At 40.8% G+C, this 20,554-nt stretch carries 17 protein-coding genes; 10 read left to right on the forward strand and 7 right to left on the reverse strand.

Features of this window, described 5'->3' with window-relative positions; translation table 11 throughout:
• Nucleotides 1–8: 8 nt before the first annotated feature.
• The 9 genes from uppS (at nucleotide 9) to tig (ending at nucleotide 8,371) form a co-directional block, all read left to right on the forward strand.
• Complete coding sequence (gene uppS, locus C0V70_RS01260) at nucleotides 9–770, forward strand: polyprenyl diphosphate synthase (RefSeq protein ID WP_208107771.1); 762 nt, start codon at nucleotides 9–11, stop codon at nucleotides 768–770.
• Nucleotides 770–1,600, forward strand: coding sequence for a phosphatidate cytidylyltransferase (locus C0V70_RS01265; RefSeq protein ID WP_102242047.1), 831 nt, complete (start codon nucleotides 770–772; stop codon nucleotides 1,598–1,600). Before uppS ends, C0V70_RS01265 begins: the two co-directional genes overlap by 1 nt.
• Before the next feature lie 24 nt (nucleotides 1,601–1,624).
• Nucleotides 1,625–3,199, forward strand: a complete 1,575-nt coding sequence (gene rseP / locus C0V70_RS01270) for an RIP metalloprotease RseP (protein ID WP_102242048.1) — start codon at nucleotides 1,625–1,627, stop codon at nucleotides 3,197–3,199.
• Entirely contained in the window at nucleotides 3,199–3,789 is a 591-nt protein-coding gene (locus tag C0V70_RS01275) for a hypothetical protein (RefSeq protein WP_102242049.1), read from the forward strand. The genes rseP and C0V70_RS01275 overlap by 1 nt, the downstream gene beginning before the upstream one ends.
• Complete coding sequence (locus tag C0V70_RS01280; RefSeq protein WP_102242050.1) at nucleotides 3,790–4,449, forward strand: phosphatidylserine decarboxylase; 660 nt, start codon at nucleotides 3,790–3,792, stop codon at nucleotides 4,447–4,449.
• 12 nt (nucleotides 4,450–4,461) lie between these two features.
• Complete coding sequence (gene pssA / locus C0V70_RS01285; RefSeq protein WP_102242051.1) at nucleotides 4,462–5,220, forward strand: CDP-diacylglycerol--serine O-phosphatidyltransferase; 759 nt, start codon at nucleotides 4,462–4,464, stop codon at nucleotides 5,218–5,220.
• A gap of 35 nt (nucleotides 5,221–5,255) precedes the next feature.
• Nucleotides 5,256–6,227: a putative outer membrane beta-barrel protein gene (locus C0V70_RS01290; protein ID WP_102242052.1), complete on the forward strand. Its 972-nt coding sequence runs from the start codon at nucleotides 5,256–5,258 to the stop codon at nucleotides 6,225–6,227.
• Nucleotides 6,214–6,981 (forward strand): tRNA pseudouridine(38-40) synthase TruA, encoded by a 768-nt coding sequence (truA, locus tag C0V70_RS01295; RefSeq protein WP_102242053.1) that lies wholly within the window; start codon nucleotides 6,214–6,216, stop codon nucleotides 6,979–6,981. The genes C0V70_RS01290 and truA overlap by 14 nt, the downstream gene beginning before the upstream one ends.
• A 106-nt stretch (nucleotides 6,982–7,087) precedes the next feature.
• Nucleotides 7,088–8,371 carry a trigger factor gene (tig, locus tag C0V70_RS01300; protein WP_102242054.1) on the forward strand — a complete coding sequence of 428 codons (1,284 nt, stop codon included), beginning with the start codon at nucleotides 7,088–7,090 and terminating at the stop codon, nucleotides 8,369–8,371.
• Nucleotides 8,372–8,581: 210 nt separating this feature from the next.
• Here tig and C0V70_RS01305 read toward each other — a convergent pair whose 3' ends face one another.
• From C0V70_RS01305 to C0V70_RS01330, 6 genes are all read right to left on the reverse strand, one after another.
• Nucleotides 8,582–11,248 (reverse strand): valine--tRNA ligase, encoded by a 2,667-nt coding sequence (locus C0V70_RS01305; RefSeq protein WP_102242055.1) that lies wholly within the window; start codon nucleotides 11,246–11,248, stop codon nucleotides 8,582–8,584.
• Nucleotides 11,249–11,250: 2 nt separating this feature from the next.
• Nucleotides 11,251–12,561 carry a histidine--tRNA ligase gene (gene hisS / locus C0V70_RS01310; RefSeq protein WP_102242056.1) on the reverse strand — a complete coding sequence of 437 codons (1,311 nt, stop codon included), beginning with the start codon at nucleotides 12,559–12,561 and terminating at the stop codon, nucleotides 11,251–11,253.
• A gap of 70 nt (nucleotides 12,562–12,631) precedes the next feature.
• Nucleotides 12,632–13,531 carry a hypothetical protein gene (locus tag C0V70_RS01315; protein ID WP_102242057.1) on the reverse strand — a complete coding sequence of 300 codons (900 nt, stop codon included), beginning with the start codon at nucleotides 13,529–13,531 and terminating at the stop codon, nucleotides 12,632–12,634.
• The gene (locus C0V70_RS01320; protein ID WP_102242058.1) at nucleotides 13,524–14,642 is read right to left on the reverse strand and encodes a hypothetical protein; all 1,119 of its coding nucleotides are present in this window, start codon (nucleotides 14,640–14,642) and stop codon (nucleotides 13,524–13,526) included. Before C0V70_RS01320 ends, C0V70_RS01315 begins: the two co-directional genes overlap by 8 nt.
• Nucleotides 14,626–16,464 (reverse strand): hypothetical protein, encoded by a 1,839-nt coding sequence (locus tag C0V70_RS01325; RefSeq protein ID WP_102242059.1) that lies wholly within the window; start codon nucleotides 16,462–16,464, stop codon nucleotides 14,626–14,628. The genes C0V70_RS01320 and C0V70_RS01325 overlap by 17 nt, the downstream gene beginning before the upstream one ends.
• A 7-nt stretch (nucleotides 16,465–16,471) precedes the next feature.
• Nucleotides 16,472–18,499 (reverse strand): heterodisulfide reductase-related iron-sulfur binding cluster, encoded by a 2,028-nt coding sequence (locus tag C0V70_RS01330; RefSeq protein WP_102242060.1) that lies wholly within the window; start codon nucleotides 18,497–18,499, stop codon nucleotides 16,472–16,474.
• A gap of 157 nt (nucleotides 18,500–18,656) precedes the next feature.
• Between C0V70_RS01330 and C0V70_RS01335 the strand changes: the two genes are divergently transcribed.
• Entirely contained in the window at nucleotides 18,657–19,688 is a 1,032-nt protein-coding gene (locus C0V70_RS01335; RefSeq protein ID WP_102242061.1) for a hypothetical protein, read from the forward strand.
• Here the strand turns inward: C0V70_RS01335 and C0V70_RS01340 are convergent.
• Entirely contained in the window at nucleotides 19,685–20,521 is an 837-nt protein-coding gene (locus tag C0V70_RS01340) for an Hsp33 family molecular chaperone HslO (RefSeq protein WP_102242062.1), read from the reverse strand. The two genes, C0V70_RS01335 and C0V70_RS01340, sit on opposite strands and share 4 nt — an antisense overlap.
• Nucleotides 20,522–20,554: the final 33 nt, after the last annotated feature.

The following is a 20,554-nucleotide window of genomic DNA, read 5'->3' on the forward strand; positions in this document are numbered from 1 at the left end:
GGAAAAGTTTGGAACCACTCAGCCACAATATTAAACACGTCGCTGTCATCATGGATGGCAATGGCCGTTGGGCAAAACAACGCTCGCATCCCAGAGTCTGGGGGCACGTGCGCGGGTCTGCAGTGGTTTCAACTATCGTTGAAGAAGCGGATAACTTAGGTATTGAAGCTTTAACAATGTATGCTTTTTCTTCAGAGAATTGGAGCCGTCCTCAGACGGAAGTCCGTGTTCTTTTTAATCTGCTTTTTAAATTCCTAAAAAAAGAACGTGAAAGAATTCTAAAAAATAACATCCGCTTTAGAATTATGGGAGATGTTTCTAATCTTCCAGAACAAACCAAAAAACTTATCGCTCAACTGGAAGGGGAGACTGCTCACCATACAGGATTGAAGCTGACATTTGCTTTTGGTTACGGAGCTCGTTCAGAAATTGCCTACGCGGTTAATCGCTTCATGAAAGCGAACCCTGGCAAAGAGATGAGCGAAGATGATTTGAATGAATTTTTAATGATCCCGGATCTTGGAGACGTGGATCTTTTAATTAGAACCGGTGGAGACCACCGCGTGTCTAATTTTATGTTGTGGCAGATTGCTTATGCTGAAATGTTTTTCACTGAAACAAAGTGGCCGGATTTTACGGTGACTGAGTTCAGATTTATTATTGAGCAAGTAGCAAAAAGAGAGAGAAGATTTGGGGCCATCGCTCCGACAGCTAATCTTGAAACGAACGTGATCGTTGCCCGCGAAAATCAGAGATTAATTCGAGGGTAATGGTGTCTAATACAAAAGCAAGAATCATTTCCGCACTTGTTATGGCAGCCATTGTTGTCGTAGCGGTGATTTTTGGGAAGTGGACGACATTAGCAGTTATTCTGGCAGCAGCTTTACTTTGTATCGATGAACTTCTGGTGAATTTTTCACAGACAAGAAGAGAAGAATTTAATTACAAATATGTGATGGGATTTTTCATCATTCTTTTTGTGTCGGTGAATGTCCTGGGTGCAAAACTCTCGCTTGGCTTCTTCACAGTCGCGGCGATCTTTTTAAATCTTTTTCTTATTTATTATTTATTTAAAATTCCAAGCTCGGGCGAGTTTATGAAAAATAGCTCGAGAAAAAATCCGGCCATCATTACAACTTTTGTGATGCTTCCGCTTCTTTCAATTGGAATTTATTTCGACAGCGAATACTGGAGAGAAATTCTGGGAATGCTGTTGATTGTTACTTACTCTATGGATACTGGCGCTTGGTTTGTGGGCAAAAATTTTGGTAAACACAAATTATGGCCGGCCGTAAGTCCCAAGAAAACCGTAGAAGGCCTAATTGGTGGGATGATTATAGCAGCTGTCCTTGCTTCACTGGCATGGTGGCAGTTTTTCGGTGATTTCAGATGGTATTACTCAGCTATTTTTGCTGTTTGCGGAGCTATGTCTCAAGTTGGTGATTTAGTTCAGTCTAAAATGAAAAGAGAGTTTGCGATTAAGGACAGTTCAAACCTGATTCCCGGACACGGTGGGGTTTACGATCGCATAGACAGTCTAATCTTCCTATCGCCTTTTTTCGTGATTGTTGTAAAATATCTGGGACAGCACTTACTTTAGTATTCTCTCCTTTTAGAGGCTTCCATGTTATTAGAAAAAATCATTATTTTTATTGTTTTCCTAGGCCCACTCGTATTCTTTCACGAATTGGGACACTTTCTTTTCGCCAGACTATTTGGTGTAAGAGTTGAAGTTTTTTCAATCGGGTTTGGACCGAAGATTTTCAAGAAAAAATGGGGTGACACTGAATACGCCGTTTCCGCTATTCCATTAGGTGGGTACGTAAAAATGTTCGGTGATGATCCGTTTAATAAAGACGAAATTCCTGAAAGCGAAAGAGCACAAAGTTTTACTCACCAAGGTAAGTGGGCGCGCTTCTGGATTGTTATGGGTGGACCGTTAGCTAACTTCATTCTGGCATTCGTTATTTTCTTCTCGCTTTTAATTGTAGGGGAGAGAATTCCTGAAATTAAAATCGGAGCGATTGCTCCTGAGTCTGTTCTTTATCAAAATGGTTTAAGAACAGGGGACGTTTTAGTTAAGGTAAACAACAACGAAGTGTACAATCCATCAGACCTAATGGTTGAAGGAAGCACTGTTGTTAGTCAGCTGACAATCAAGAGAAACGGAGAGCTTCAAGACCTGAGTGTAAACTTCCAGGGTGATAAGTTCTTTGATGAAGTTTTAAAATACCCACCAATTCTAAGAAAACCATTAGTGGTTGATCCGAGCGCTAACCGCTATGTGGTTTCTGTAAAGAAAGATCAAGTTGATTTCTCTCATTCAATTGAAGAGCTTGGAACATTAACGGGAATCAAAACTCTTTATTTATATCCGGTAGCTAAAACTGAAGACCTGTCTTCAGATGAAATCAAAGCTGACCTGACAAAAGGACAAGAGATCGCTGTTGAGTACACTGACTTAAAAACAATGGTGGCGGCTCTTCAGGCGAAAAATTTCAGAACAATCGACCTTATGGTCAGAAGTGTAAACATGGGTTCTCCTGCTGATAAAGTAGGGATTAAAGGGGATGACGTTTTCGTGGCCCTTGAAGGTCAGAAAGTCTCAAGCTTTGAAGAGTTAAGAGAAAAACTTCAGACTTATACAAAAGCCTCTGTTGAAGTGGAAGTTTACTCTCAAGGAGAGTTAAAAAAATTCACTGTTACTCCAGATGTGAGCATGCAGGACGGAAAATCGACAAAACTTCTTGGGGTATATAGCTTCATTGAAGTTTTAAAAACGAACTTCGTTCTAACTAAATCAAAAGGATTTTTCAGTTCTGTTTCTGTAGCGGTTGCCCGCACATGGGACTCGATGAAGAAGACTGTTGATGGATTCGTAAAACTTTTAACTAACCAGGTATCTTTAAAATCAATCGGTGGACCTTTGGCGATTGGTAAAGTGGCCCATGACTCTTTCAACACATCGCTGTCGTATTTCTTCCAGCTGATGGCGTTGATTTCAGTCAACCTTGGTGTCATTAACCTTTTCCCGATTCCGGTTCTTGATGGTGGTCACATTATGTTTATCGCCCTTGAGATCATTAACCGTGGGCCGCTTTCAAGAAGAAAGATGGAAATTGCTCAACAAGTGGGACTATCGGTGCTTTTAATGTTAATGGTTGGTGCAATCTTTAATGATGTGACCAGGTTCTTCTAATGCATTCTTTATATGTGGACAGTACTTCCGGGCTGGTGATCGGCCTTCTCGATGAAAACTTTAAGTGGATTGAGTATCAAGACACTAGAGAGAAAAAACCGTCGGAAGTCATCCATATAGAGATTTATAATCTCATCAATAAGTACAAACTCAATTTAAGAGAAATGAATTTCTTTTTCTCAGCTGGTCCCGGTTCTTATACCGGGATGAGGCTGGGAGAAGGGATTGCTCAGGTGCTTGCCTGGGATGATAAGAAAGTTTTTTCTTTCCTTCATTTTGATGCCCCAAGACTGGCCGGTGTGGAGAAAGGTTACTGGGTGACGAATGCTTTTAAAGGGCAGGTGTTCATCTATAACTGGGATTCCCAATCTAACCTGGCAGAAAAATCACTGGTGAATGCCGCAGAGTACACGATTGTTGATCCTGCACTCGGGTATACGCTTGCTGATGATGGGAAAAATTTTGTTGGATTAAAAACAACAAAAGATTTGATTCATCAATCGTCTGAAAAAATCTTCTCAAAAGTTTTCAAAGATAAAATGAGAGAAGCCCCATACTATTTTAGAACTCTGGATGAGGAGTTCAAATAGATGTTGAAGTCTTATCTTCCTCCTCGATTCAATACACTGGCCATCGTGTTATTCGTTATGCTTTGGCTTTTTAGCTTCTATAAGATCCTGGCCGTTTTACTTCTGGCCTACATTGTTCTGTATGTCTCTTTAAGAAGAAGTAGAAATGACTTCCGCGATGATCCTGTTGTCACCAAAGGGGTGATCTTTTCTCCGTCTAACGGGAAGATCGTTCATATTGAACACAACGTTTCCCACGGGATGTACGGCGATCAGTTAATCGAAATTCAGATTATGATTCCATGGTGGAAAGAGATGGGAATTAACCTCCCTCTTTCTTCCGAAGTGAAGATGCTTCACGTTTTAAAAGGACAGTCTTTTTTAAGAACTCATATCGCCTCTGAAGTGATCGGAACCAAGGAAGGAAAAGGTGTCAGTCTTGCTCTTGATAATCGTGGCGAGACGGTTGGACTTACTTTCTTTAAGTGCAAACTTGGTTTGTGGCCTGAATTAATGGTCATGCCGGGAGACCGCGGCGGAAGAAGGGTGAATATTGGATACTTTCCCTTTGGAGGAACAGTGATGCTTTATTTACCAAAAAAATATGAGATACTAGTTAAAACAAATGATGAGATTACATGCGGTGAGACAATTATTGCTGTAATTCCTGACCACGCTTAAAGGTTATTATAAATGCTAAATACTCCGCGCAGGCTCGCTTTTTTTCTTCCTAACACGTTCACAGCACTAAACATGGCCTGTGGTTTTTTTTCGATCATTCTTGGATGGAAGGGAGAGTTCTATCAAGCATCGATGATCTTAGTTTTAGGTGCTATCTTTGATTCAGTTGATGGAAGAGTTGCGCGTATGACAGGAACTCAGTCTGCTTTTGGTGAGCAGTTTGATTCTATTTCTGACGTTGTGTCTTTTGGTGTGGCCCCGGCATTTCTTGTTTACAATAAATTTTTCAACGATCTAGGCCGTATTGGTCTGATCACTTCTTTTATTTTCCTTCTATGTGGGGCCTTAAGACTTGCCCGCTTTAATGCCAACATTGATAAAGTAAGTTCTGAATACTTTCAAGGTTTGCCGATTCCAAGTGGCGCACTGGCCATGGTGGGGCTTACACTTTTCTCATCAGTTGTTCCAGAGATCATGGATTTTCGTCCATTGATTATTGGCTATGTTCTTTTCTACTCTTTCCTGATGATTTCAAACATTCCATTTAACTCGTTTAAGAAATCGGAGTGGGTGAGAAAGCATAAGAAGAGAGTTCTCTTTATTATTTTCTCAATCATCATTCTGACTTTCTTATATGAAGAAATCATGATTGGTGGAGTGATCTTAGTTTATGTTCTTGGCTCCCTTGCTTATTTCTTTAAGAACAAAGGTGCTATGGAAGACATGTTCAACTGGAAGAGTGAACATGATGACGATGATCACGTCGACTAAAAAAATTTAAAAGATACTTATGTAGGAGTATTGATATGCTTGGAAGGAATCTAGCTTTTCTTATCACTCTAGCTCTATTGTCAGCGCCATTACACGCTACTGATTTACGCCAGAATGTTTCTGAAGATGGAAATGTTGAGGACGTTTTAGGGTCGAGTACGGCTTCTGGTAACAGTCCTTTCCTGGTCGATGGTGAATCATCTGATAATGTTGAAAAATCCAAAGCACAAGGTGAAGACTACATCTTTAACCACGGGGTTAAAGAAGTCAGTGACAAGGTCACACCGAAGAAAAAGTACGAAGATTTTGGTTACACACTTCCTGGTACGTACGAAAAACAGGAAAACTATATTGAGCTGGATAAGCTTAAGATGGCCAAGGATTTCAGAAAAGCTTCAACTGGCGGTTTGAATATCTCCTTCATTAAAAACAATTTTAACTACCAGTCTCCAAACGACATCATCAATCAGACTGTAGGTACTGGTTATAAAAGTATTAAAGGTGGATCAATATTTGTTCGCCACGACTCTTATATTTTCAAAACTGCTGCACTTAATGGACATTGGTCTTTTGGAGCTGGAGTTGGCTACAACTCGGGGCGAGGGCTTTTTGTTAACGGAACAAGAAGTGATACGAAGATCAGTCTTTGGGAAGTTCCTATTGATGCCGGACTTGGATTAGAGATCCCGGTTTATACTTGGTTTAAAATTGCGGGAACCGGTGGTCCAAGTGCGCTGGGGTTAATGCAAAATAGATCAGACATTCAGCGCGGAGAAAAAGGGAAAAGAAAGATTCAATACAGCCCGGGATACTTCGCCAACGCTCAAGTAAAGATTAATCTTTCAGGATTTAATGAAGAGACAGCGTACGATCTATTTACCTCTAGCCAAATCACGAATTTATTTCTAAACCTTGAAGTCCGTCATCAGAATTATGCAAATTTCCAGGACGATATCAAGATTTCGGGGACGTCGTTTGGTGTAGGTTTTACATTTGAATATTTATAAGATCACTGTTCAATATAAAGGCACGAACTATCTAGGGTTCCAAGTTCAGCCTTCGGGAAAGACCATTCAGGGAGAAATCAATTCTGCTTTGAGGACTCTTTCTAAGTCAGATGAAATTAAATCGGTGGGTTCAGGAAGGACAGATTCGGGTGTGCATGCTTTTGGACAAGTTGTGCGCATTGAAATCCCTGTTGATATTCCTGTGGCCAGTCTTCCAAAAGCGATGAATTCCAATCTTCCAGAAGACATCCGAGTGGTCGCGGCCGAAGCAGTGACTGAGCATTTTCATCCGATCTTTAGTGCTAAATCAAAAGAATATAATTATGTTTTTGCGACTGAAGAAAATATCTCTCCGTTTGCCAGAGAGCTTGTGACCTATTTTCCATTTCAGCTGAATATTGAGGCCATGAAAAAAGGCTGCCAAATTTTTTGCGGCGAGCATGATTTTGTGAATTTCCAGTGTGTAGGGACTGAAGTTGAGAGCACTGTGCGTAAAATTATCTCGTGTGAACTTGTGCGCTTAGAGTCAACCGGGCATTGGGGCCACTTGGTCGGCGAGTATTATGTCTTAAAAGTGACCGGAACTGGCTTTCTTAAGCAGATGGTGCGCCTGATGATGGGAGCACTTGTCAGTCTTGGCAGAGGGAAAATCACCCTGGAAGATCTTGAAAAATCACTCAAAACGCCTTTGCCTAATCGCCTTGGAGCGACAGCTCCGCCACAAGGTCTTTACCTTAAAGAAGTGCACTATTAGAGTCCACTAATTTCACTCCGTTTTCATTGGGGAAAAGTTGTCTTTACATTGACAATTAGGGCCCTCTCAAATACTTTTGGAGAACTATTTTTAAGCGAGGATTTTTATGTCTTACACAGTGAAAAGCGTCAATGGATGCACAAAAAAACTTGAGTTCAATTTCGCAACTCTAGACCTATCAAAAGAAATTAAGGCCGCAGTTGTTAGAAAACAAGCGACAACAAACATTAAAGGATTCAGAAAAGGTAAAGCTCCACTTTCAATGGTAGAGCAAGTATACGGACCACAAATCGAATCAGATGCACTAAACCAATTCGTGCAATCTCAACTTTTCGAAGCTGTTAACAAAGAAAAACTAAAAACTGTTGGTTACCCAGCATTCGAAAACGTAAAGTACGATGCAGGTAAATCAGTTTCTTTCGACGCTGTAGTTGAAATCTTCCCGGAAATTAAACTTGCCGATTACTCTTCATACTCTTTCAAAAAAGACAGTGTTGAAGTGTCTAACGAAGACATGGAAAAACTAACAAAGAACTACCTTGGTTCAAAAGCAGAAATGACTGAAGTAACAGATGCTAAGCATGCTCTTAAGAAAGGTGACTTCGCAGTATTTAACTTCGAAGGTGTTAAAGCTGACGGATCAAGACCAGAAAACATGAAAGGTTCAGAATACCTTCTTGAAATCGGTTCAGGGCAATTCATCCCAGGATTCGAAGACGGAATGATCGGACTTAAGAAAGGTGATAAAAAAGACATCAACCTTACTTTCCCAGCTGATTACCACGCAACTGAGCTTCAAAACGCAAAAGTAAAATTCGAAGTTGAGCTTCTTGAAATCAAAGAAAAGAAATACCCAACTCTTAACGATGAACTAGCAAAAGAATTCGGATATGAGTCTGTTGCTGATTTCAACGAAAAAAACAAGAAGAACCTAGTAGCTCAAAAAGAAAGACAAGCTCTAGAAAAACTTCACCAAGAAATCCTGGAAAAACTTGTTAAAGAAAACAAGTTCGATGTTCCAGCAACTCTTGTTCAAAACCAAGAAAAATACCTTCAAGAAGATCTAGCTAAGAACCTTAAGGCCCAAGGCTTTAACGACGATATGGTAGGTGAGTACTTCGAAAGATGGAAAGGCGATATCAACACTAAAGCTGATTTCCAGGTAAGATCAGGACTTGTTCTAGATCACCTAGCTCAAGAGTTTAAGATTGAAACTTCTGAAGCTGACTTCAACAAGAAACTTGAAGAAAGTGCTGCTCAAGCAGGAATCGATCTAGAGACAGTAAAGAAATACTACGCAGGAAATGCACAAATTAAGAACAACTTAATGTACGCTATCCGCGAAGAGAAGACATTTGATGCTCTTAAGAAAAAACTTAAGATCGCATAGTGGCTGAACGAACTCTTAAAGAAGAAGTTCGTCTCTTTAAATTTTCATAACAAATAAAAATGCAGCTTCGGCTGCATTTTTTCGTTCAGCTGTACGCTATCCGCGAAGAAAAAACTTTCGACGCTCTTAAAAAGAAACTTAAGATTTCATAGTTGTTAAAATAAAAAAGGCTCCGAAAGGAGCCTTTTTTTTGGTCTTTTTTTATGTTGCTTACGATTTGAACTGAGCGATATTTTCCATTAAGCTTGCGATTTTCTCACCAAGCTCTCTTTCGTTCTGTATAACTTCGGCCCTTACGTTTTCTGGAGCATTTTTCATGAAGTTTTCGTTCTTCATCTTAGCTTCGTATTTAGCGTAATCAGCTTTTGTTTTTGTCAGTTCTTTTTCCAAACGAGAAATCTGCTCTGTTAGGTCAATAACGCCATCTAGAGGCAGGAAGATTTCCGTGTGAGTAAGAACGTTAACGATCGACTTGTTGGGGCGGTTAAGCTCCTTATTGCCAACCTTAAGGTCTTTTACACGTGCCAGTTCCTGGAAGTTAATGAAGTTATTTCTGAAGTAAGTGATCAGGTCCTGATTGTCAGTGAATAACTCAACGTTAACTTCGTCTTTTGGTTTAATGTTTACACTAGCGCGAAGATTTCTAATCGCCGTAGTAACTTCAACAAACTTATTCATTTGATCCTGGTCTTCTTTAAATTCAAGAGCAGCATCGTATTCCGGGTATTCCTGAGCAATCAGCAGGTCTTCATTAGCTTCTTTCAAATATGACCACAGTTCTTCAGTGATGAATGGAGTTAGTGGGTGCATCAGGGCCAGGATTTTTCTGAAGGCAAACTTTAATACTGAAACTCTACGTGCTTTTGCAGTCTCATCACTACCGTTTAAAATGTTTTTTGAAAGCTCGATGAACCATGAACAGTACTTATCGTAAACGAATGAATAAATGGCCGCTGAAGCGTCGTCATAGCGGTAAACTTCCATCGACTCATTCATTAATTTAGCCGTTGTATTGAGCTCTGCTAAAATCCATCTTTCATGGTGGTCGAGTTTCGACATGTCGTTAATCTTTGCGGATCCAGTCTGAAGGTGAGGGTAGATAAAACGGAAAGCGTTCCAAACTTTGTTAATAAAGTTTCTGTACCCACCGATTCTGTCCGGGTCCAGGTTGATGTTGCGGTTGTATCCAGAACCAGCGGCCAGAGTGAATCTGAAAGCGTCTGTTCCGTACTGAGCAATCATATCAAATGGGTCAATCCCGTTTCCAAGTGACTTAGACATTTTTCTTCCCAGTTTATCGCGAACGATAGCGTGGATATAAGTGTCTTTAAATGGAACCTGGTTTTGAGTCTGAAGAGACATCATCATCATGCGGGCAACCCAGAAGAAGATAATATCGTATCCAGTAATTAAAACTGAAGTCGGGAAGAAGGTAGAGAACTTTTTCTCTTCCATTGCTTTTGGATCAGGCCATCCTAATGTCGACATTGGCCATAGTCCTGAAGAGAACCATGTGTCTAAAACATCCGGGTCCTGGTGAACATTTTTTGACTTACAAGTCGGGCATTCAGTTTCATCATGCTCGCTTGCCCACTGGTGATTGTTGTCGCAGTAGAAAACCGGGATCTGGTGTCCCCACCAAAGTTGGCGTGAGATACACCAGTCTTTAGGGTTTCTTAGCCAAGAGTAATAAGTGTTTTCCCATTCTTTTGGGTAGAATTTCATATTGCCGTTTTCAACAGCTTCAACTGCACGACGGCTCATGTCTGTAACGTTTACGAACCATTGTTTTGAGATCATCGGCTCGATTGGAACGCCTGAGCGCTCACCGTGACCAACTGGGTGCATGTGAGGTTTTTTATCTAATAAAAGCCCAAGCTCTTCTAGTTTTTTAGAAACAACGTTGCGAGCAACTTTTGCTGCCAGGCCTTTAAATTCCAGGCCTTCTTCATTCATCGTTCCGTCTTTGTTTAAGATGTTGATGATTGGAAGGTTGTGGCGTTTTCCGATTTCAAAGTCGTTGAAGTCGTGACCTGGAGTTACTTTTAAGCATCCAGTTCCTTTTTCTAAATCAACGTGCTCATCGCCAATGATTGGAACTTCGCGGTTACATAGTGGAACGATCGCTGTTTTACCAATGAGGTGTTTAAAGCGCTCATCATTTGGATTAACAGCAACAGCAGTATCGCCAAAAAGAGTTTCTGGTCTTGTTGTTGCAACTTCTAAGAAGTCCTCTGAGCCTTTGATGGCGTACTTAATATGGAAGAAGTTCCCTTGAACATCTTTGTGTTCTACTTCGGCATCAGAAACCGCTGATTGCAGCATCGGGTCCCAGTTAACGATGTAGTCAGATTGATAAATCATCTTCTGGTTGTACATATCCACGAAGAATTTCTTTACTGCTTTATTTGGAATCGGATCAAGTGTGAACGTCAGGTAATCCCAGTCACAGCTTGTTCCCATCGCTCTTTGTTGGTTAAGGATATGGTTTCCGTACTCTTCTTTCCATGCCCAGATTTTCTTAACAAATTCTTCGCGCGAGAAATCGCGGCGGGTTTTCTTTTCTTGTTCAAAAACCATTTTTTCAACTACCGATTGAGTTGAGATCCCGGCGTGGTCTAATCCTGGAAGAAGAAGAGTTTCAAAACCTTTCATTCTTTTAAAACGGATTAAAGAGTCCTGAGTTGTAATATCCAGAGCGTGACCAGCGTGAAGTTTACCAGTTACGTTTGGTGGTGGAACGATAATACAGAAAGGCTTGTTGGCCTTTCCTTTTTTAGGTTTAAAGTATTTTCCATCTTCCCACGTTTTGTACCATTTGGTTTCAACGTCTGCGGGAGAGTAGGTTGTTGCTAATTCTGTTGTATTTGTTGTCATAATTAAGCCTTCATTATTTTTAACATTTCTTCCAGGTCAGTGATCTTGAAAGTGTGTTGTTCTTTTGTTGCGAGATTCTTTAATTGAATCTCTCCTTTTGCCATTTCGTCAGACCCCATAAGGGTGACGAACTTGACTCCTTTTTTCTCAGCAGTCGGGAAGACTTTCTTAAACTTCAGCGCCTCTAAACTTGTGACGACTTTAAGACCTTTTTTTCTCATCGCTTTGGCCAGATTCATTGAGGCTTCAAGTCCGTTGTCTTCCTGGAAAGTGACCAGGACATCGTTGGTTGGATTGTCCAGGTTGGGAAGAAGGCCGTGCACCGTCAGGAAGTCTTCCAGCGTGACATCTCCTAAACCAAAACCGACTCCGGGAAGTGGGTCTTCGTTAAAAATTTGAAGCAGGTTCGCAAAGGCCCCCCCACCACAAAGAGCGCGGCGGTTGTCCGGGTGTTTGTCGAACATTTCAAAGACGATTCCTGTGTAGTAATCCAGACCTCTGACGATGCTTGGGTCGTACACTAAGTATTCGTTTAGGCCATTTGCATCTGTAAGTTTAATAAACTCAGCAAAAGCATCGGCAATTTCGTTTTCGTTATGCTTTTTTAAGAAGCTATCGACATCGGCAAAAGTTTTTAATTGTAGATAACTGTAAAAAATATTTTCAGCTTCTGGAGTTAATCCAACTTCAGCAACCATTTTTTTTACGGCTTCTTCGTTTACCTTTTTTGATTTATCAGCAATTTTATAAAGACGGTATGTTTGTTTTTCATCCGCTTTCATCATGCGCTTAAAGACGGCGTCGACAATCGCACGGTCATTTAAAACAATTTCAAAATGCTTATTAGTTGCTCCGTAGTTTTCAAATAGCTCGATAGCGACTTGAAGGATTTCAACTTCACCAGTTCTTCCTGGAGCTCCGAAGATGTCGCAGTTTAATTGCCAGAACTCGCGCATTCTTCCGCGCTGAGGTTTTTCATATCTCATCATTCTTGGAATTGAGAACCAACGAAGAGGCTTACTAGACTCGCGGTGAACTTGAGCAACCATACGAGCAACAGTTGGAGTCATCTCAGGACGAATCGCCACATGTCTTTCACCGCGATCAGTGAAAGAGTAGATTTGTTCGTTGATTAACTCTTCGCCAGACTTTGCCAGGTAAAGATCGACTTCTTCTAAAAGTGGACCTTCGTAGGATTCGTAACCGAAGCTCTCTGCTGTTTTAGTCATGACTGAGAAAAGATAGTCCTGCACCCTTTTAGACTTTGGGAAAAAGTCACGGGTTCCGCGGTAGGGCTGTTTATTAAGCGCCATTGAGTTTATTCCTTACAAACATTATCGAAAATGAAGGCATTTTCAGAGAGAGATTTTATCACGAAATGGGTTAAAAGTCTTCTAGCCAATCAGCGTCATTGCTTGGTTTTGGAAGATTTTGCAGAGACGCAGGAGTGTTTTCATCCTCAAGCCAATTTTCTTGGGTCGGCTGAGGAAGTTCTTCCGGTTTTACGTCGGTGACAGGGGCCAGGATTTCTTCCACACTCTTAGACTCACTGGTCTGAGTAGCAGGTTTGGCAGGGGTGGGGGCCACATCTTTGACGGCAAAGAATTTAAGCTCAGTTTCGTCTTTAAGTGCCGGGGCCAGAGGTGAAAGGCTACTTTCTTTGGCCATGAGTTCAAAACTTCTCGAGATGTTTTTTAACGTCTCAAGCATTTTTGGAGTGAGGTCATTTTTTAGAGTGTCGGGAAAATCCTGGGCGTTTGGATTGATTTTAGAAATCCAATACTGCAGAAGTTCACCTTTTTTCTCCAGCTTGCGGTATTCAACTTTTTCTATTTTAAGCCCGTTGTTTTTTTGCAGCAAAAACTCTTTATAAAGTTTGTTGCTCATCAGGTCCTCGCAGTCTTTTAATAAGGCCTGAAGAAACCATTTAGTGAAATTGTCTTTCGTTTTGCCCAGAGCTGCTTTGAGAGTCGTTAAACTCGTTCCATCGACCGGCTGTTTAATGGCGGCATCGTAATTTTTAAGCAATGTCTTATAAACTTCAATTTTTCCAACCAGGAAAATGTCTTCTTTGCTCATCGAGCGGGCATAGCGGTCGATATTGAGAAGATCTGGTAGAATTTTTGGAAAAATATCCGGGTTATTGTTTTGAAGATTATCAATTAATAAATTCACTTCTAAAGGTAATTCTTTAGATCCTGTCGCTACTTTTTCGGCGTAAGTGTTCTGCACGCTTAAAGCGAGAAGGGCAGACAGAGTGAATGTTTTAATCGCTTTACTCATTACCTAATTCTTTATCAATCTGCTTAATAGCCTCACTCGCTCCGCTTGGAGGAAGGGCCTTAAGTGAGTCAATGTTCTTATAATCAATTGTTCCTTTAACAATATAGTATTTACCTTTATCCAGGGCCAGGAGTGTTCCATCCATGTTGATGACACTCGTAATGGTTTTCATTTCACTAAGCATTTTAATTTCTTTGTTGGACGGATTCAGATCGACAAGGTCGGTGCTGATTTGGTCATTGCTGCCAAAGTTTTTAATGAAAGTGATGTAGTCTTTGCTGAAGTCGCAGACTAATTGACCAAAGTCGTTCGTCGACGATGTGTAAATCGTTTCGCGCTTTTTAAAATCGCTTAGCGGTAAAGCCGCACGGGTAATGCTTGCGCCATTTTTAGAGAAGTTAAGTCCAAAAAGTCCCATCACCAGATAGTCGTTATGCAGGCAGATTTCTGCTTTTACCATGGGCGTGGTGGCCTTGAAGATAAGTTCTGCTTTTCCTGTATTGCGTTTAAATTCCAGAAGCCCGACAGCTCCGTTTTCACCAAGGTCGGTGTAATAAACAGTGTTGTCATCACTCATTACGACTTGAGGAGTGAAGTAAGGATTGATCCGGTTATTGAGTTTTAAACTGAATTTCAGGGCCGCGTTTGTTGTGTTTTCAAAACTCAAAACTTTTGAATAGTAGTCGTAATATGAAAGCCACGAATCATTAAGATGAAGTGCGGCCGCTGATCCCATTCCCACTTCTTTTGGATTTGTCCCACCAAAATCCAAGAGGAAGATTTTCTCACGGGATCTGATAGAGTAGAACGTGTGGAAGTTTTCATTTTGCATGACCACGATCTTTTTTCTCGCAGGTGTACCGATTAAAGTATACTGCGTTCCAATTTGGCCTTTGATTAACTCTGCTACTTTATAATTGCTGGAGAAAAGAAGGCTTCCTGAACGCTTTTGATAATAAGTGAATTTTCCGTCCTGGCTTAGGAAGCGGATATTGTTAACGGCTTGTTTTGCTAAAAGCTCAGGTAAAATAATTTTGGCCTGGGCACTTTGGCCCAGTAGAAAGGCGAAGACTAATTTTAGTATCATATTCTTCTTATTTTCTAATGCCATATAACGTCCATGTATTTAACGGGTGTAGTTCCTGGTAGGCACTGACAGCGTTAAAGATATTCGGCCACATCAACAATCGAGGAGTGTGTACATCATCAATTGCCAGGCGAGTGACCAGCCAGGTCTCATTATTTTTCACAACGTGCCCATCAACGATAAATGGCATCGGGTGACACTGATTGATCGCTGTTCTCATAAATTGTTCAGGAATCATATCTTCAGCACAGCCAATTCCGTGGATGATTCCCGTAGGCATCTTATCCAGGAAAAACTTTACATCCGTGAGATTTCTGATCATGCGGTCTTGAGTTCCTTTGACTTCGTCTAATAAATTGGTGAAAGCGTAACGTTCATTCAAGTATGATGTCGGAAAGTAATCAAATACCGGAACACCGATAAATTTAATGTCTTGTTGAACTTTTTCTTCCCAGATAACTTTTTTATCACAAGAAAGAGTCGTACAAAGATCCGCACTGTAAACGATAAAACAGCCGAATTTAAACTCCGAGCGAGCAGGATTGTAAGTTCGGGAATCGACAATTCGACAAGTTGTCTTCTGTGGAGCTCCTTTTTGTTGGTAAAGGATTCTGGCCACAACTTGGTCTTCACTTAGAGGTTCATCAGCGCGCGAGCCTGGAATATAAGTTACGCAGGCTTCTTTATTGTCGATGCGGTTCGTGTAACAAACTTTTAATGGCCATCCTGCTTCGTGTTTTACGTCGAGGTTGAGTTTTGCCAATGTGTAGTTAGCTTCACCTGCACAAGTGTCCCTTGAAGTCACAATTGTCCTAGGTGAGAAGTGGTTAACAATCCTGTGGATGTTAGTCAGCCCTTCATTGTCAATATTTCCCGGACAATCGTGGTAGTCGCTAATCAGTTTTGATTTATTTAAGGCCAGCGAAATATTGCTACAATTTTGTAGAGGGAAGTTAGAAGGAAAATCCTGGTTTCCTCTGGTCTCACAGAATGTATTTTCTGTTGCCAGTTTGCTAGCACAGTTTTTCATTTCCATCGGTGTGAGTTTGTCTTTTTTATTGTACATCTGCTGGCATTTATAACTCATTTTATAATCAGGAAGTTCTGAGTTTAAGATTTTGCTCCATACATCGCTTTTTAAATAACTCGAACAAAAAAGTTCGGGATTACTTAAAGAGTTGCAGAGGTTATCCAGGTACACTCGTTGCATAAGTGGGATGCGTTCACGGTAGTAATCGGCTTGTTTTTTTAGAGCAGGCTTTTTAAAGACTTGTTGAATGCGGCATAGATAAGGCGTAAATGGATTGGCCAGCCATTCGTTGTGAATTGTTGAACACTCGGCTTTATTTTTAGGAACGCTGAATTTGATTCCTTCAATTGTTTTTTGGGCGTTGATCTCACTAAAGAGAATTGAGAACTCGCGATTGTTTAGACACTTTCTTTTATAGATCTGTTCAAAAAAATCATCCTTTAACATTGAAGCCGAATCAGTTGAGCCGTCTTTATTTTTGTATTCAATCAGGATGTTGTCGATATTTCCTTCTGCTGTTTTAAGCAGGTTTGTTTCCAGAGTGGAAAGAAATTTACACTCATCTTGTTGAGCGTATTTTAAGAAACGCTCATCAGAGTGAAGAATAATAGACTTCACGTATTGTGGGTCTAGTTTAACATCAGCATAACCGGAAAGGTTAGAGACTGCCTTTAAGTTAGACTGAATGCGGGATTTGTTTTTTTGGAATTGGTCTTTGTGAAGTTCTAAGAGACGCTCGAAGCTTTCAATGATTCCGGGAGTAGAAGACTCTTGAGGAAAGGCCTTACCTGATAAACAGGTAAGGCCGATAAGCATAGCTATCTTATAAAACTGATTTTGCCAGAATAGATGCGATATCTTCAACTTCAAGGTTTTCCGTTTCCTTAACGTGAGCTTTCGATGAATTAAAGTTAATCATACAATAAGAACAGGCCGTAGCCAATTTGTTAACTTCTTTTTCACCAATGTCTTTAAGTCGGTTATTTGCAATATGCTCGCCTTCTGGAAGCTCGTACCACATATTTCCACCACCCATACCACAGCATAGGGCCTTGTCTTTGCTTCTCTCCATTTCTTTAATCTTCAGACCCTGAATAGAGTTTAAGATCGCACGAGGAGCATTGTATTGACCATGGTGGCGGCCTAAATAACATGGATCGTGGAATGTAAGTTCTTCGTTGATCGCTTTTTCAGGAAATAGCTTACCTTTGTCAATCAGTTCGGCCAGAAGTTCAGTGTGGTGAACAGTTTCAAACGCACCATCTTCAAACTTAGCGTATTCTTTTCCAATCGTGTGTAGACAGTGAGGGCAGTGAGTAACAACTTTACCGAACTCGTATTGTCTCATGTTGGCGATATTTTCAATGGCGATTTCGTAGAAAGAATACTCGTCACCAAATCTTCTAATAGGGTCACCGTTACATTTTTCAGTTTTCCCCATAACTGCGAAACTCACGCCTGCTTTTTTAAGCATCGCCACCGTATCTTTAACTACTTTTTGGTTAGAGCCATCGTATGAACCAGCACAGCCAACGTAGTATAGGTAATCTACTTTTTTACCAGCTTCAATCACTGGTACATCAAGTCCGTCTGCCCATTTAAAGCGATCGTGTTGAGCAATCCCCCAAGGGTTCCCTTGATTTTTGATTTTGTTTACAGCATCCGCGGCCGCTGGAGGAATGTCTCCAAGAGTCAGCGCTTTGTAGCGTTTAGCTTCCATGATGATGTTGACGTGTTCGATGTTTGCCGGACACTCTTCCATACAGGCACCACAAGTCGTACAAGCATCAAGTTCATTTGATTGGAAAATAGGATTGTCGCCCCAGATCTCAGCGTCTTTTTCGCCTTTGGCCTGAGTTTCAAAAGCAAGATCGCGAGTTTTAGTGATGATTTTTTTCGGGTCCAGGATTTTTCCAGCAAGGTTCGCAGGACACACTTGCGTGCAACGTCCACACTCAACACAAGTCAGAAGATCCAGGTTGTTTTTCATCGTTAGTTCAGAAAGTTTTCCTAACCCAAATGTTTCTGCGTTTTCATTTTCAAAGTTCATTGGGTTTAAAACAGCTCCGCGCCTAACTGGAGTAACCAGAGAAGCAAAAGGAAGAAGGAAGATATGTGAAAACTTTGTGTAACCAATACTTGCAATGAACGCCATTGTGTTGATCATGTGGATCATCCAAAGCGATCTAAAGAAAAGAGCTAGAGTTGAGTCATTGAAAGAGAAAGCTTTAAAGAAGTGAGCGATGGCCCATCCAACAGGTGACCAAGTTGCTTCGTTGATCGGCATTCCTGTTCCAAGAATACGCAGACCTTCAATCATGTATCCAAGAACAACCAGACCAATCAGCATCCAGTACATGAAAAGTTCTTGTTGTGGTTTTGTTGCAGATAAGTAGGCCGGGCGCTTGATGTAACGGCGGTGGTAAGCGATGGCAAGACCAGCTAAGATCATAATCCCGGCAACATCAGCAAGGAAAGAAACAATAATATAAACATTTCCTTTATAAATTTTAAAAGGAGTGTCGGCGTGAACCGCGACAATGTCTGTTGCAATCCATAGAATAAAAAATCCGTAGAAGATCAAACTGTGAAAAAGACCAACGTATTTAAAACGAGGAACTTTTCCAGTGAGTAGAGAAGTGTGAAGAAATCTGTCCCACTGAAGTTTTTCAGGTAAGAGACCTTTTAGTCCATCTGTTCCCTGGCCCTTGGTGACAAACATCAACTTGTCATAAAAACCTTTGATTAAAAAACCCATGGATGTCAGGAACATGATGTACATGACGATTTTAAATGAGTGTGGAATATTCCACATGACTTCTCTGGTGGCGAGTGTTGCAACATCTCCCATAATTTCTCCCCTAAGTATGCTCGAGCAAATTAATCCGGTAATAAAATGTAAGTGGTTCTCAGAATAGAATAGATGAGAATCACAAAGAATTAAATGAGAAATTTAGTTAATTAGGGCATAATAAAATTCTATTATCCCTATCAGTGGAAGCGTTCCTATGAAAAGATTTTTAGCTCTACTCATCACTCTTTCGGCCCTTGGATGTGCCAGAGTACAAACATTAAATCTTGAGCCTCATGAATATTCGGAAAGGCCAGACCATATTATCTGGATTCAGGTTGCTGGCTTTTCAGAAGAACACATTCCACTTCTGCGCTTTAACGTGGCCGAAGCCACTCATAAAACCAACCTGGAGCAGGTGGATTGTGTAGGTAAAATGTGGAATTTTAACCTGTACCAGCTAAGACCTGAGGCCAGTAAGAGCTTTTTGTCGCAGATCACAGGATCAAAAAACATCAGAGGAACTTGCGAAGATTACACCGTCGTTCCTTCGTGGCAGTTCCTGCAAGATGTTGGCTATAGTGTCAGCGTCCTGGAAAGTGGAGCCTCTGTGGAGCAGAGTTTGGAGAAATCGTTAGGCTGCTCAAACAGCAAAATGATCGATTTAGGCAAAATGCGTTTTTACCGAATGGGGCCGGATATTGGTTCACAAAAAACATTCCACTACCAGGACTCACCTGATCAATCCAAAGAGACGGTTCGTCCGGGACTGTATTACGATCGCTCATGCCAAAAAGGGATTTGTTACTCAAGTCTTTCAAACAATTTTAGAACGCTTTGGTCGATGAATTCAAAAGACCACCGCCGCTCAGTTTTTGTGGTCCGCGATTTTAATTTTCAAAATGCACTTAAAAAGAAAGATATCAGCCTGGCGAAAGAATCACTTCAGGAAATCGACAGAATTGTCTCGGCCATTAAAAGTGATAAAGGCGATGATCTTTTAGTTGTCGTCAGCGGAGCAGAGTCGATGATGCTGGAATTTCCTCTACAAGGAAAAGAGTGGTCAGACTTTGAGAAGGCCGGAAAAAATCTTTATTTCAAAAACTCATCTCTTATGTCGCCGGTTCTGGCCAAAGGATCAATGGCAGAAAACTTCTGCGGGATCTTTGATGAATCCGACATGTTAAAAAGGATGATTTATAAACCTGAAGATAAAAAATTCAACTGGGATAGTGTGAGCCCATTCTAGTTAGAAAATTCTTCTCTGGTCATAAGGTAGCTGGTTTTGCAGTAGTCACATTTTGTTTCAATGCTTGATTCATCAGGAGCAAAAACAGCGTCAATTCCGCTTGCCCAGATGATTGAGCGAACACCTTCAAACATTCTTTGTCTTGAGCAAGTGCATTTGAATGAAACTTGTTTTGAACCAAGGAATGTAAGTCCCAGGTTTTCAAAATGAGGTTGAATATCACTTTGTTCAGTCGTACCTTTTTTGAAAAGATCTTCCACTTTTTCCTGAATACTCTTCCAGTATTGATCGATGTTCATTGTGTAGTTTGTTTCTACTTTGTTGACATTGATTTCAGGAAGTTTCATCAGCATGATACTTTGATCAGACTCCCCTGAAACATGAATAGCGCTCTTCACCTGGTATGAATCTGAAAGGATCTTGTTGACCATCGCATGGGCATCAATTTGATCTAGATTAATAATTGAAGTGTATGGATGAAGTTCGCCAGGAAGCAATTTGACGATACGGCATTTACCTGTAATTGCTTTTGGGAATTCATTAAATTGCTCAGGTAGAAGAAGTGTCCTCATCTGACCCTGGTCGCTCATTTCAATTTTTAAACGGAAATAAGGTTCTTCCGAATCGACGTAAACGCCCAGACCTTCGCCTGGTTTTAAGAATGAAATCATCGGTTGGAACGAAAGGATGGCATCGCGGAAATATTGAAATCCGGCACCAATGACTTCGTGAATAATCGCGAGATCATTAATTAACTTTTGACCCTCAAGGAAGTGGAGCGTGAAGCCCTCTTTTTGGTCAATAAAACTATACAATCGACTTTCTGGAAGCATAAAATAATTTTTACCAAATATTCCCGGTTTTGT

The sequence above is a fragment of the Bacteriovorax stolpii genome (genome assembly GCF_002872415.1).
GTDB classification, from domain to species: Bacteria; Bdellovibrionota; Bacteriovoracia; order Bacteriovoracales; family Bacteriovoracaceae; genus Bacteriovorax; species Bacteriovorax stolpii.